We start from the raw sequence: 13,741 nt of genomic DNA, 5'->3' as shown, positions 1-13,741 counted from the left end.
TCATCCAATGATACCTAGCCTTATATGAAGTTCGTGTTCCTCAGACCGGAGGTTTGCCGCTTGCTTCCTTCAGATTCCACGTCACCGTGGACACCCTTGCATTAAGCTAACCACTACTACTGCCTTCATGATTCGGGACTTCCACCCTATAGATTGCACCCATGCCGGGCGCACAAAAAAAGCATCCTTTTTAGGATGCGTCAGTTTGTCGACAAAAGGGGTTCGGAATTAAATCATTCCGAACCCCTTTTGAAATTCCCTTTGAATTTTGCTCAATATTAAGGAATTGGGTCTTTTACTCGCGATGCCCTCTTTATTCGTCGTGGAGTATTTAAAAATCTCTCCTGATGGGCAAAGGTCTAACAATCAAAATGTTCATCGTAAACTTAGTCATGTTTGCGGAAGAATCCTTCTTTTGTTCGAGGACGTATACGTAAAGCCGGTGTTATTTTATGACCAAATAGATAGCTTGTAATCGCCGGTGTTTTATAAGCTGCATATGCGGTAACAGCTTCTGGTTTCCCAACTTTTTCAATTACTTGTCAACCATGCGTAAAACGATTGAAGAAGTTGAAACAAATATAGCTTACCGTTAGTTCTTAGGCTATGGTTGCCATGATAAAGTGCCGCTTTCAACGTTCGGGGAAAATTATGAGCGACGCTTTAAAGATACAGACTTATTTACAGATTTTCTATCGCATCTTAATGGCAGCTGCTTATAGAAAGTTAATCAGTGCAGAGCACATATTTGTCGATTCCACACATGTGAAAGCCATTGCAAATATTCGAAGATTCGAAAAGAAAATCGTTCGCAAGGAAACACGTGCGTATCAAGGACGACTTCAAGAAGAAATAAATCAAGACCGTGAAAACCATAATAAAAAACCTTTTCCACTGGATAAACTTAATAAGAAAGAATACCGATTGTATATTGAATGAATGTCAGTTTAAATAAAATAACTGGATCAATACTTGGGCGTCCTACCTCTGAATACATATCTTTCGCCAAGTCATATAGGAATGAGAAGTCAATGGCGGCCTCCATTTTTCGGACCAAATGGTTCGCTGGCACCAGTTGATCTAAAGTAATCATTTCAAGTTGATCTCGCTGAATATATATGTTTAGAAAGCATCCTCATCACCTCAAGTTTTAATACTCAAAGTTGATTGGAGCGAGTGTGCGAGACTCCTGCTTAGAAAAGCGCGTCTAGGGGAGACACCAAAGGCGAAAGCCGAGGGCCGACCGCCCGCGGAAAGCGAGTGCCCTACGTTCAAATCAACGTCCAAATTGTATAAGCTAAAAAAATAGACAAACTCGATTTTCATCGGGTTTGTCTACAGTCTGACGCATCCTTTTTAGGATGCATTTTTCCCTGCGAGCCTCATAGTTGAATCTCTTCAACTTGATATTGAGGCGGGGCCGTTCGGAATGCCTTTGTGATATATAATAAATAACAAAAACCAATAATAAACCACCCTGACCCCATTATTAGTGAACTTGTCTCAAGATTGATCCAGAGAATGCCAATTGATATAGCTCCGATTAAAGGCATAATTAAGTAATTGATATATCCCTTTATAGTACGATGCTTTTTTTCCCGGATGATAAAATGGCTGACCACTGACAGATTTACAAAGGTAAATGCCATTAATGCACCAAAGTTGATCAGTGATGCAGCTGTGACTAGATCAAAGAATAAAGCCGACAATGAAATGACTCCAACTATGAGAACATTAATGGCTGGCGTTTTCCACTTAGGGTGAATAAACCCAAACCATTTTTCCGGAAACACTTTATCACGACCCATGACATACAAAAGTCGTGAAACGCTGGCATGTGATGCGAGTCCTGATGCTAGCGTATTGACAAGAGTCGTGCACAGAAAAATGGATTGGAATAGCTTTCCACCTACATAAAGGGCGATTTCCGGCAACGCAGCATCAGGTTCTTTAAAACGCGATATATCCGGAAAAAAGAGCTGAATAAAGAAAGAAGAGGTAATGAAGATGATTCCACCCCAAAGTGCAGTTAAAAATATCGCTTTTGGAATCGTTTTTTTCGGATTTGGCGTCTCCTCAGATAGTGTCGTTACCGCATCAAACCCCAAAAAGGAAAAACAAAGAATCGTGGCTCCGGTTATAATAGCCGAATAGTCCATTCCTTCATTTATGAAAGGTTTTATTGTAAACACTTCCCCTGTACCTTCTCCATTGTGCAAACCTTTGATAACAAGAATGATGAACACTGCCATGATGGCAATCTGAATTAAAACAAAAAGAGCATTAAAGTTAGCTAGTACATTAACGCTGCGGAGATTGAGAATGGTGACAATTGCCACGAATAATACTACCCATAGCCATGATGGAACTTCTGGAAATAAAGCAGTGAGATAAATTTTGGTCAACAATGCATTTACCATAGGTAAAAATAAATAGTCTAACAACGAAGACCATCCTACCAGGAATCCTAAATGTCGGTTAATGGCCTTTTGAGTATAAGTATAGGCAGAACCTGCAGTGGGAAAAACCTTTACTAGTTTTCCATAGCTTGCAGCTGTAAAAAGCATCCCTACCAACGCGACGATATAAGCAGTCGGCACATGGCCCCCCGTAATCCCAGATACAATGCCAAATGTATCAAATACGACCATGGGTGTCATATAAGCTAACCCCATCATAACAATTTGCCATAATTTCAGCGTTCTTTTCAATGTTACCTCATTTTCCACCTATCATTCCTCCTTGAAACCGTTTTCAAATTGTAGGATCAATATTTTTTAAATTGATAAATTTCAATGCCTCCCTCTTTATAAAAATTTCCACTGTATACCTTAATGCAAGTTTTGTGCCATCTGATTTCGGTTTACTTCGATAAATGAATTACGCTAGAAATGTTTTTTATTCCTGCATTCTTACCTGCATTGGATTGATTTATAGGAATAAAAGTCGTTCAGCATCTTATAATTGGCGATTCAATTTCCCATAAATTATTCGCACTTGCATATTCCATTCAAATGATATCTGGTTAGAAGCCACAAAAAACCACTTACTGTGACTTGGCATGATAATTGCATAATTAATCATCCATAGGAATTCATTTATATGAGTTTCAAAACTATTATCGTTATAAGAAAATGGAGGAATAGAAAAATGAAATATCCATTATCCCCTGATGTTAAACCAGAGTTTTGTACGACCGGTTCATTTATGCGCTTACCATCTTCAAGAGAAAATGCCAAATTGGCAGTGGTAGGTATGCCTTTTGATACAGCTGCTTCATTCAGGGTAGGAGCTCGGTTTGCTCCACAGGCTGTCCGCCAGGCATCCATGACGTTGTTTCCTTACCATCCCATTCACAAGGTATTTCCGTTTGACGAATGTAATGCCATTGATATTGGGGACGTTTCGGTAATTCCCCATAATATACATCGAAGCTATGAGATAATTGAAAAGGCTATGGGAGACTTGATGAAAAACGGTATCATTCCAATCGGCATCGGAGGGGATCATTCAGTAACATTGGCTAATCTAAGAGCTGCCGCAAAAATACACGGTCCTGTTGCACTTCTTCATTTTGATTCACATACAGATACCTGGGATACTTATTATGATGAAAAATATTGGCATGGTTCCCCGTTTATCCGTGCATATGAGGAAGGCTTGCTCCAAACGGATAAAGTTTTCCAGATTGGCATCAGAGGCACGCTCAATCATCCAGGAGATATAGATTCAAGTACGGATCTAGGTTACAATGTGATAACTACTCCCGAGCTGAAGAAAAGAGGAATCGAAGATGTCGTGAAGGAGGTCAAGAAAACCATTGGGGATACACCATGTTTCTTGAGCTTTGATATTGATTTTGTTGATCCATCCTGTGCCCCTGGTACTGGCACACTTGAGGTCGGCGGTCTAAATAGCTTTGAAACCCTAGAAATGATACGCTCTCTGCAAGGATTCAACTTTATTGGGTTCGACCTGGTGGAAGTCCTCCCGCCGTACGATCCAACTCAAATTACATCACTATTGGCAGCCACCATCATTCATGACTTTGCCAGTTTAGTAGCCTTACAGCTAAAAGAAGAACAAAAAAAGGAGAATTCGACCCAAAATAGTTTATAGGAACAAACATCAACTATTGAAGAAGGGACATTTCAGATCGATTCTGTTATCGTTCAAAAGGCATCTGCTTTTAGTGAAAGCAGATGCCTTTTTTCTATGTCATCTTTTATCTTGTCCTATAAATATGAGCAAGTTTGAGCTTCTATCGGTATGCGAAAATTTTAAAAAAACACATCCCAGATGGGATGTGTCATCATTTCATTCGTCTGATTCTCCCCCAGAACGATTCGTTTGTGTTGGCAGGGTGTCCCAAAAGCTTGCATCGACCGTTTCAATTGAATGATCTGCAATAGCTCTAACAGCTGCATCCAAAGTGGTGACTGTTTGCTTTATTAGATAGCCATTACTTTTTTGTCCAAGTGCAACTGTCTCGACATTGTGGTCAGACATCCCCCGCATCTCAAAGAGTAAAGTTGCAATATCATAACGAACGGCCGCACCATTACGGCCTATATTTTCTCCTGAACCGCCATCATATTTACCAATATGGCCCCAACCAGTAGGTTCAATTGAGTTATATACAACAGCCCCCAGTTTTTTTGAAGCTTCTAGCACTTCAGGCTTTACGTTTGCGTTTGTAGGATAAAGTATTGAACCTGAAACAAGTTCACCATCTGTTTCGCTTAACGTCCCTTGATGATGTAAATCTATCATGTAATCGATATCGTATTTTGCTAATACATTTTCGTGTAAAGCTTTTACCTCGACTTGCATTTGATTGGTTTTTTTATCATGCTCCCGGTTTAAGTCGACCCCATTTGCATTTGCCCGGGTTAGATGTCGATCACCCTTTGCCAAATAGTCATCAAGAGAGAAATTAACATCTCCCATTGCCCCATCTGCGTTTAACATTGGAATGATAAGAATGTTAACATTTTCCAATATCCCTTTAGTCTTATTTGTTCCTAAATGTTTAATGAACTCCAGAGCACCCTCAGTAGTCAGCTGTTCATTTCCATGCTGTTGAGTTAAAAATAGTATAGTTGGGTTTTTAGGATTGGAAATATATTTCGCAAGATAAATATCTCTTCCTTTTACCGTTTCCCCGATTACTTCCAATGCCAACCTTTCTTGTTTAGCATCCTGGGTTTTTAGATAACTTACCAAGTTTTCGTATGTATGCAGATTTGAAGTTGTCACTTGACCATTTCCAGCACTGGGGCCATTTCCAACCGCTCCGACTGGTAGTGCAACAGCTGTTACAGCGCTTAAAGACATTAAACTAGATAATGAAACTGTTAGAACTTTCTTCTTAAAATTCAAAAAAAAACCTCCCTTTTCATTTAATAATCATAAAAATAACTATTACTAATATTCTGACATTTTTAACACTTTGTGTTAATAGTGAAAAATACCTATGTTTGCAAATAGTTTTCTTCTAAACACCATATAACTTGAAAAGAATTACAAAGGCGATATTCAAAAAACTTTTTCTGTTTGCCGAAACCGATCATGAAGAAAAACCAGGCGGGTACCCGTCTGGTTACTAAGTTGATAAAACTATCAATTTAGGTTTGGACTCATAATCGAATGATTCATTTTTGTATGTATAATAGTTCCATGATGGATTCGCTCCTGCTATCTGTGGAAACTGTTCCACGACCTCTGCCCAGGTCATATCATTTCCCCGACGGTTCAATTCGCAGCATCCGGATTCATTTTAGGCAAAGCGACAAGGGTAATTTCTTTACGAATTTTCTCCGCTTCAGGAGAATTGGTTCCCAAAAACCTCAAGATATTCAAGATTGCATCCGTACCAGTTGTCTCATTTCCGTGGATCTCACTTTGAATTAAAACGACTTTGTCGCCTGTTCCCACGGTTGCTTTATAAATTTCTCTATTTCTATTGGAATATCCAGCTACATCCACTTTTACTTTACCTTGGCTATCACTCGCAATTTGTTCTAGCTTTTTCCCAAGTTCCGCATGCTGGAAAACCTGAAACCGAATAAGTTTGTTGAATGGGTGTACCAGGGGATGTTTCATTAGCTGCAAATGTTGGTGCCGCAATACTTGCCGATAAAACGGCAACTCCTAGAGTTGAAACAATTTTCCATTTTTTTCACATTGCAACAATCACTTACATAAAATATTTTTCTATCTCATTATACAAAATGGCAAAGTAGAAATATGCTGGAATTTGATGTCGTATTATGGCTTTTTATGATTCGGGCATTTGCTTTAACTATAAGATGGTTGCTGCACTCCCTATTCAGATCGTAGTTACATGCTCTTTTTATGGTACTGTGCAAAAAGTGCAGATTTTCCCACGCAAAAGATCCGCGACATTCTTATCACGGATTGTTGTTGCGGGAGGTCTGTCTGTCGAATTGAAGATTTGTACTATAACATCACATTACGTTATAATAAAAGGAAAAATACGAGAAAGGGGAAAACATGAAACTCAACACAAATAGTTCTACACCATTATACATACAATTAAAACAATCTATTATCGAAGATATTAACAAAGGGATTTACTCTCCTGGCGAAAGATTACCAACCGAAACAGAATTATGTGACATATATGGAGTAAGTCGCATTACTGTCAGAAAGGCGGTTTTGGACTTGGTGGAAGAGGGTCTTCTAATACGCCAACAAGGAAAGGGAACATTTGTCCAATATCCTAAAGTAAAAAGGGAATTATTTGCTGTTAATGGTCATGCTGAATATATGTCAGAATTAGGGAAGATACCTCAAACAAAAATCCTTTCATTTGGGATCATACCTGCATCGGCTAATATTTCCAAATCCTTGGAGATTACCCCTGAAAGTGATGTTCTTGAATTACAACGGATCTTATACTATGATAATCAACCTCTCACCTTAGAAATTTCTCATTATTCCTTAAAGGTCCTGCCTGATTTAAATCAACATGTCCATAACTCTGTTTCCATGTATGATATCATAAAGCATAAATATAATATAACTCCTGTTCATAACACGAAACTTTTAAATATGGTTTTGGCAAATGCCGATGAAGCAAAATATTTAGAATGCGAAGTGGGAGACCCCCTTTTCAAAGTGGAGAAAGTGGCATATGACGCTAAGAAGCAACCTATCCATTCATCCTTCCTCTATTATCCTGCTAATCGAGTGACTTTTACGATTGATAGTTCCATATCACAAGAAAAAGGTAACGAATCCCCGTCCTAATCCGGGATCTCGTTACCTTTTTCCATCTAAATCATTTTAAACCATCATATGGTCAGGATGATATTCTTTACCATACCCGAAAGCACCATAGTCCTGACAGGTTTGGGAGGCAACTAAAGCTCCTTTTTGTAAAGCTTTATATACATCTTGACCCTGGACGTACGATGAGAGAAAACCAGCAATAAAAGAATCTCCCGCCCCCAACGTATCTACAACTTTGGTTTGGATAATAGCTTGTTCATATAATTGATTTTCAGTTGATAAAATTGCTCCCTTTTCCCCACGAGTAACACATATCACTTTTGTGCCGAACGAATGCACCTTTTGAATCAGTGCATTGCACTCTGCCTCGTTCAAATTGCTTCCGGAAAAAAATGCATAAGTTACATACGGACAAACTTTTTGTAAATAGTGATCCTCTTGATTTGTCGAAAAATCAAAAGAAATGTCAATGAATTGGCTTAATATTGGAAGATTATGCTCTATTCGGCTATATACACTTGTATGAAGAAGGTCGTGTTGCCGAATATAATCCAAATCCTTGTCATTCAGTACAATCCCCAATCTTGATTGAATTCCCCCCTTATTGGAACCAACAAAAATTCGGTCCCCGTCCTTATCCAACGCGACGACGGCCATCCCATTCTCTCCTACTGCTTGTCTTACTCTACTAATCTCTATCTTTTCCTTTTGCAATACCTCTAACACATGATCTGCTGCCACGTCATTACCTACAATGCCAATATATGAAGACTGTTTATCATTTAAACGATTGTACAGCACTGCCACGTTTAATGTATTGCCGCCAGGATATATCTTTCCTTGGTCTTTATAAAAATCTACTACGTTATCTCCAATTCCAATTAGCTTCATGCCTGTTCCCCCTGTTATCATTTTACACTTCCACTAGCAATTCCACGGATAAAATACTTCTGCATGAATAAAAATAAAATGACGATAGGTGCCGCTGAAATAGTTAATCCAGAAAGTAACACACCCCAATCGGTTTGCAGTGCATCTCGGAATTGCATTAAACCGGCAGGTATCGTACGTAAACTATCATCGTCTATGAAGATGATGGCGAACATAAATTCATTCCATGTATAGTAAGCTGTTAAAATTGCCGTTGTTAATAAAATAGGCTTACTCATAGGGATGAAAATCCTAAAAAGGATTCCAAGATTCGTACATCCATCCAACCGGGCAGCCTCTTCCAGTTCTTTCGGAATGGACAGGAAGTAAGCCCGGATCAATAAGATGGTTAGCGGAATTCTGTATGCTACATAAGGTAAAATTAACGCCCAGTGTGTGTTATATATACCTAGCTTCTGAATGATATTATACAAAGGGATCAGGCTTACTTGGGGAGATAGCATCAAACCGCCTAAGCATATGACCAAAATGAAAGCCTTTCCACGAAAATCAAAGCGAGATAATCCGTAGGCACCCAACGCACTTACTAATACCGTTAGAATACAAGTCATGCCAGTAACCATGACACTATTTAAAAAGTAGGAAGAAATCCCACTATTCCAAGCTGTTACATAATTTTCAAACAACCATGTATGAGGAAGTGACCAACTATGGCTGAAAATTTCCTCTGTGCTTTTGAAAGAACTGATGACCATCCATAATAAGGGATATGCAACAACAAGAAAGTAGGCGATCAAACCTGCATAAACAAGGGCTACTCTCATATTAAAGACTTTTCTTTTCCTTGCATACTCTAGATTTTCCACAACTAATTCCGGTACTCTAATAGTTGATTTAGGCATCTCCATTATTAGTCCTCCTTTCCCGTTTTAAATATTTTCATTTGAACAAGAGAAATAAGTAACGTAATAATTAAGATAACCGTTGCTATGGCAGAAGCATATCCCATCATATCTTTTGAAAAAGCCGTTTTATATAAATAGGTACTTAGTACTTCAGAAGAAGTTCCCGGTCCCCCTCCGGTTAAGATATATGGCTCATTAAACACTGTAAAGGCACCTGTCAATGTTAATATTACGGCGACGAATGTCATTTCCTTTGTTGCTGGAACCGTAATGTGAAAAAACGTTTTTATTTTATTCGCTCCATCCATTTCAGCTGCTTCATATAGTTCAGGTGAAATTTTTTGAATGGATACGATATATAGCATGGCTATATAACCAATCGATTGCCACTGTGAGACAGCAATGACTGCATAGATTGCCGTTTCACTATCACCCAACCATGGCAGTGCTAAATTATTCAATCCAATCATTTTAAGAAACTGATTTAATAATCCCACTTCCGGGTTGTAAAAAAATGAAAACAGCAATGCGATGACTGTCATTGAAACGACGACCGGCAAAAAATAGACTGTGCGAAAGATAGGTGAAAATTTACGGATTAATTTATCTTCTAAAACAGCTGCAACAATTAACCCTCCAAAAACCTGGAAAACAATTGAAATGACAGCATAAAGAATATTATTTTTTAAAGCTTCATAAAATACGGGATCTTTAAATAAAGTAAAGTAGTTATCCATCCCTACAAATGCTTTATCTGGTGAAAATGTACTCCAATTATACATACTATCGCCAATATTCTGGAAAATGGGAATATAAACAAGCAATAAAAAAACTAAGGCTGGAAGAAGATATAGATAAGGTACAAATTTATCGGGTTTTATCATTAAAATATCACTCCCTTAATAAAACGGAAAAATGAATTCCCTTATTTCCCCGCTTCAGTTCTAACAGTATCAGCAGCTTTTTGAACATCACGCATAATTTGTTTAGGTGTTTTATCTCCATTTAACATCATTTGTGTTCCGGTTAAATAGGCATCTGCAATACGCGTATCAATGCTCATGTCAAACCATGGGGCCATTTCTTTTGTGTTTAATATGCTTTGAACCGCTTCCAGCTGTTCCGGGGAAGAATTATTTTCATTCACCGTTCCTTTAACTGCACTATACTTGCCCACATCAGTGACTAGTTTCTCTCCCATCTGTTTAGTGGTTAGAAACTTTAAAAACTCCATCGCTTCTTTAGGATGCTTTGTCTTAGAAGAAATCATAAAGCCCTCAGGTGATCCCGTTAGATTTGTTTGATTACCCTTTCCGCCTTCCACTTCAGGAAAGTTAAACATTCCAAGTTCAAACTTAGTAGGTCCAAATAACTTGATTTCTGCCGTTTCTGCATAAAACATAGGTGCTTTACCATTTGAAAATTGCTGCCTAGCATATTCATGATCTATTGAATTCGTATTCTCGTTAAAATAAGGTAACAACTCTTGGAATTTCTCAAGCGCTTTTATGTAGTCGTCATCCTTGAATTTTCCGGTTTTTCGATTATAATCCATTGCCAGCACTTCCGGACTAACCAGACGTTGATTCAATGTGCCCACATAATGGGAAATTGTCCAAGTATCTTGACTGCCGAATTGAATGGCTGTGTAGTTATTCTTTTTTAACACTTTTAATACATCGATTAATTCATTCCATGTTTTAGGTGGGTATATGTTCAATTTTTCGAAAACATCCTTGTTATAGAAAAACATTTTCCCATCCATTGTTACGGGGACACCATACACCTTATTATTAAATGTATATGGTTTGACTTGGGATGGAACGAGTTGAGAAGACCATGTCGGATCGTTTTTATAATAAGAAGTTAAATCCAAAGCTTTATTTCCTCGCACAAACTGACTGGCAAATTCATCACTCCATGAGAAATAAACATCAGGTGGATTATTTGTACCAGTCATTACTTTAATCTTGTCTTTATACGAATCGTTTAGCACTGCTTCGGTTTTAATATGGATATCGGGGTTTTGTTTTTCAAATTCTTTTACAACTTCATTAAAGTAAGTTTTTTCCGGTTCCTTTGGCCACCTATGGAAAAATGTTAAGGTAGTTTTTCCAACATCTGATTCTGAAGCTGTTTTTTCACCAGAACATCCCCCAAGCATTAAAGATAAACTTAAAAATGATGCAAATATAAGTTTTGTTTTTCTCATGAATACCCTCCTTTTTATAAATGCTTTTAATATCAGGAAATTATACTATAATGTTATAAAACATTATAGTATAATTCGTAAATAAAATATACAGAATATTAAGTTTTCTCCAGCTATTAGTATTCTACTTTCCACATATAACGTCTCTTGCTTAAAGGATGATTACGCGCTTCCGCTAATTCTTCTGCATATTGACGCAATACACGATTTAAGATTAGCGGCGCAATATATCCTTTTACTTCTTCATCGATACCACCAAGATCATACTGTTTTGCATCTAACACAGTTAGCTTTTTGCCATAACGCTGAGAAAAAGATAACGCTCTTTCTTCTAACGGTCTTGTTTCATCCAATCCCAATAGAATGATAAACGGTACATTTTCGTCAATAATTTCGAATGGTCCATGGAAGTACTCACCAGCATGAATGGCATGTGAGTGTATCCATTGCATTTCCATTAAGATACAAATACTGAAAGAATAGGCTGTCCCATAGTTGGAACCACTGGCCATTGTATAGATAACAGGTTCTTTTGCATGAGATTGGGCGAATATTCTTGCATTAGAAGCTTCTTGCTGTAGAGCTTTTTCATACACTGGCTGTAAGTTCTCTAAACTTGATACTAGTTTTCCAAACTTCTCATTGTTTTCCGCTATATGAAGTACACCAAAAACTAGTTGATATAAAACACTGAGGTTTGTATCAAAGGCGTTTACACCGTTACCCCATTCATATTTAATATAAAGGTCCGAATTTTGGGCCAATGGTGATGCTGGTTCGTTCGTTAATGCCACTGTAAACGCACCTTTACTTTTTGCAAACTTAGCCGCTTCTGCTGTTTCAGGAGTTGTTCCAGACATAGAGCATAAAATTACTAAAGATTCCTTCCCTAATTGTTGTGGATTACGATGTATAAACTCATTTGAACTATATAGATCAGAAGTTATATTTTTAGCTTCACGATCCAGTATATACTTAGCTGAATACATAATGGCAGAAGATCCACCGCATGCTACAAAATAAATATTGTTAATTTTCCTACCCTTTAATTGATCCAATACTGTTTTTACATTACTTTTTACATTAATAACAGATTTACTCATTTTCCCACTCCTTCAATATTTGATATACAACATTATGTAATGTTATATATTGTTATATTAATTCATAGTCTTTCTTTAGTCAATATATTTGTCAGAATATTTCATTTATCCTTTAACCTTTTAATATCCATGAATCAGTTACCCAATACATTGCAGTTTCTTTTCCCATTAAAATTTTCATGGGAAATTTTCTTTTGTTGTGAAACGCCCACTTTAACATCAAATATGATGCAAGCCACCTTTCGATTTACCTAATATTACTAATAACTACCAAACTGGCAATAAAATTTGATAATGCACTATATCGGGATGTAAAAAATTGTATGATAATGAAAAAAGAGGATTTTTGTAACATTGCAAACCTAGCGATTGAACTAGTCCTAAGGCGAGTCCATAAAGAAAAGAACGCCGCCAGCTAATAAAGTCCCTAAATAAAAGTTTTTCTTCATTTAAGCCTTTTTGTTTACATATCGAGTGATCATAAAACAAGCTGAACATAAGACAGTGCTAAAGAGTGATATGATCTCCCTTTACCGGTTTCATGCCTTCTTCAAATATAGGTTGCATATTTTCGATTTTGATATCTGGAATAAGAAATACGAATAATATGAAAAGCAGCAGTATTGCTTTTATTTGGTTCATTACTAGATAACAAGTGGTTAAACTAAATGACTATCGTTTTCTGACTTACCCTCTCTCTGGGAATGATCACTATAGTTTTATCCCTAGTATGAAAATATAGCCAAATCAAATAAACCAGCTGAATTATGGACTTCTTACTCTCTGCCTTCCCTTTTTATTGTTGGTAGTAATTAAAATAGGGTGAGTAAAATAGTATATAAGGTGATTTTGATGAATAGCCTGATTTTCTATATTTTCGGAATTGATTGCCTCCATTTCATGACCTATGGAAAGAATAATCCACCTCAAGACGTTTCTATTCACATAAGGTAATTTGGTATGTTAATTGTTTTTTATTAATCTCCAACTTTCTTGCATTTGGAGACAGTTACCTCATCTAATCGTTTATAGGCATCCTGAAGCACAATCTCAATCAAATTCATTGGAAGTTTTTTTAAAAAAGTCTCCTATGAATAAATGCATAGATTGCCAATATGCGCATAATTTATTATAATTTTGAGATCAACGACTTCAATTTTCCCTTGTTGTACTAAGTGGCAGAAAGTTGGATGGTTTAGGGTCACAAAAAAGATAAATGAAGAAAAACCCTGCAGAGATTCCTCTATGCAGAGTTTGTATAAGCTTTCCATTAATTTTTGGATGGCAGGGCACCCATTCCTTTGAATAGGTGCATGGATTTTTTCTCCTTTAACTTGTTCAGATGTATGTTTCATCCCAAGTTTATTTGTTTT

Annotated in this window: 11 protein-coding genes and 2 pseudogenes; 3 read left to right on the top strand and 10 right to left on the bottom strand. The window is 37.2% G+C overall.

Features of this window, described 5'->3' with window-relative positions; genetic code table 11:
• Nucleotides 1-539: 539 nt before the first annotated feature.
• Nucleotides 540-918 (top strand): annotated as a pseudogene (locus SB775_RS03365) (transposase); the annotation flags it as partial.
• Here SB775_RS03365 and SB775_RS03360 read toward each other — a convergent pair.
• Nucleotides 911-1,093: pseudogene (locus SB775_RS03360) on the bottom strand (transposase); the annotation flags it as partial. The pseudogenes SB775_RS03365 and SB775_RS03360 overlap by 8 nt on opposite strands.
• Nucleotides 1,094-1,382: 289 nt before the next feature.
• On the bottom strand, nucleotides 1,383-2,729 hold the full coding sequence (locus tag SB775_RS03355; protein WP_286140887.1) for an APC family permease: 1,347 nt from the start codon (nucleotides 2,727-2,729) through the stop codon (nucleotides 1,383-1,385).
• 421 nt (nucleotides 2,730-3,150) lie between these two features.
• On the opposite strand from SB775_RS03355, the gene speB reads away from it, so the two are divergent.
• Complete coding sequence (speB, locus tag SB775_RS03350; RefSeq protein WP_061463796.1) at nucleotides 3,151-4,119, top strand: agmatinase; 969 nt, start codon at nucleotides 3,151-3,153, stop codon at nucleotides 4,117-4,119.
• Between the two features lie 198 nt (nucleotides 4,120-4,317).
• Here the strand turns inward: speB and SB775_RS03345 are convergent, their stop codons facing one another.
• From SB775_RS03345 to SB775_RS03335, 3 genes are all read right to left on the bottom strand, one after another.
• The gene (locus SB775_RS03345; RefSeq protein WP_410860515.1) at nucleotides 4,318-5,382 is read right to left on the bottom strand and encodes a M14 family zinc carboxypeptidase; all 1,065 of its coding nucleotides are present in this window, start codon (nucleotides 5,380-5,382) and stop codon (nucleotides 4,318-4,320) included.
• 223 nt (nucleotides 5,383-5,605) lie between these two features.
• Complete coding sequence (locus SB775_RS03340) at nucleotides 5,606-5,737, bottom strand: hypothetical protein (RefSeq protein ID WP_410860513.1); 132 nt, start codon at nucleotides 5,735-5,737, stop codon at nucleotides 5,606-5,608.
• 17 nt (nucleotides 5,738-5,754) lie between these two features.
• Nucleotides 5,755-6,105 (bottom strand): M14 family zinc carboxypeptidase, encoded by a 351-nt coding sequence (locus SB775_RS03335; protein WP_410860526.1) that lies wholly within the window; start codon nucleotides 6,103-6,105, stop codon nucleotides 5,755-5,757.
• A gap of 411 nt (nucleotides 6,106-6,516) precedes the next feature.
• Here SB775_RS03335 and SB775_RS03330 point away from each other — a divergent pair, with 411 nt between their 5' ends.
• On the top strand, nucleotides 6,517-7,275 hold the full coding sequence (locus tag SB775_RS03330) for a GntR family transcriptional regulator (RefSeq protein ID WP_089363224.1): 759 nt from the start codon (nucleotides 6,517-6,519) through the stop codon (nucleotides 7,273-7,275).
• 36 nt (nucleotides 7,276-7,311) lie between these two features.
• On the opposite strand, the gene SB775_RS03325 is transcribed toward SB775_RS03330, so the two are convergent.
• The 5 genes from SB775_RS03325 to SB775_RS03305 form a co-directional block, all read right to left on the bottom strand.
• Nucleotides 7,312-8,148, bottom strand: coding sequence for a PfkB family carbohydrate kinase (locus tag SB775_RS03325; RefSeq protein WP_410860511.1), 837 nt, complete (start codon nucleotides 8,146-8,148; stop codon nucleotides 7,312-7,314).
• A gap of 17 nt (nucleotides 8,149-8,165) precedes the next feature.
• Entirely contained in the window at nucleotides 8,166-8,972 is an 807-nt protein-coding gene (locus SB775_RS03320) for a carbohydrate ABC transporter permease (protein WP_410860525.1), read from the bottom strand.
• 86 nt (nucleotides 8,973-9,058) lie between these two features.
• Nucleotides 9,059-9,937 (bottom strand): carbohydrate ABC transporter permease, encoded by an 879-nt coding sequence (locus tag SB775_RS03315; protein WP_034307788.1) that lies wholly within the window; start codon nucleotides 9,935-9,937, stop codon nucleotides 9,059-9,061.
• Between the two features lie 41 nt (nucleotides 9,938-9,978).
• Entirely contained in the window at nucleotides 9,979-11,265 is a 1,287-nt protein-coding gene (locus SB775_RS03310) for an ABC transporter substrate-binding protein (RefSeq protein ID WP_410860509.1), read from the bottom strand.
• A gap of 116 nt (nucleotides 11,266-11,381) precedes the next feature.
• Nucleotides 11,382-12,368 (bottom strand): SIS domain-containing protein, encoded by a 987-nt coding sequence (locus SB775_RS03305; protein WP_410860508.1) that lies wholly within the window; start codon nucleotides 12,366-12,368, stop codon nucleotides 11,382-11,384.
• Between the last annotated feature and the right edge of the window lie 1,373 nt (nucleotides 12,369-13,741).

This window comes from Peribacillus sp. SIMBA_075, from assembly GCF_046534585.1.
This window is presented reverse-complemented; position numbering and strand designations above follow the sequence as displayed.

What these genes read in the sequence shown, in the direction of transcription:
- speB (WP_061463796.1), top strand. Translation starts at nt 3,151, where the DNA reads ATGAAATATCCATTATCCCCTGATGTTAAACCAGAGTTTTGTACGACC.
- SB775_RS03340 (WP_410860513.1), bottom strand. Translation starts at nt 5,737, where the DNA reads ATGACCTGGGCAGAGGTCGTGGAACAGTTTCCACAGATAGCAGGAGCG.
- SB775_RS03335 (WP_410860526.1), bottom strand. Translation starts at nt 6,105, where the DNA reads ATGAAACATCCCCTGGTACACCCATTCAACAAACTTATTCGGTTTCAG.
- SB775_RS03330 (WP_089363224.1), top strand. Translation starts at nt 6,517, where the DNA reads ATGAAACTCAACACAAATAGTTCTACACCATTATACATACAATTAAAA.
- SB775_RS03325 (WP_410860511.1), bottom strand. Translation starts at nt 8,148, where the DNA reads ATGAAGCTAATTGGAATTGGAGATAACGTAGTAGATTTTTATAAAGAC.
- SB775_RS03320 (WP_410860525.1), bottom strand. Translation starts at nt 8,972, where the DNA reads ATGAGAGTAGCCCTTGTTTATGCAGGTTTGATCGCCTACTTTCTTGTT.
- SB775_RS03315 (WP_034307788.1), bottom strand. Translation starts at nt 9,937, where the DNA reads ATGATAAAACCCGATAAATTTGTACCTTATCTATATCTTCTTCCAGCC.
- SB775_RS03310 (WP_410860509.1), bottom strand. Translation starts at nt 11,265, where the DNA reads ATGAGAAAAACAAAACTTATATTTGCATCATTTTTAAGTTTATCTTTA.
- SB775_RS03305 (WP_410860508.1), bottom strand. Translation starts at nt 12,368, where the DNA reads ATGAGTAAATCTGTTATTAATGTAAAAAGTAATGTAAAAACAGTATTG.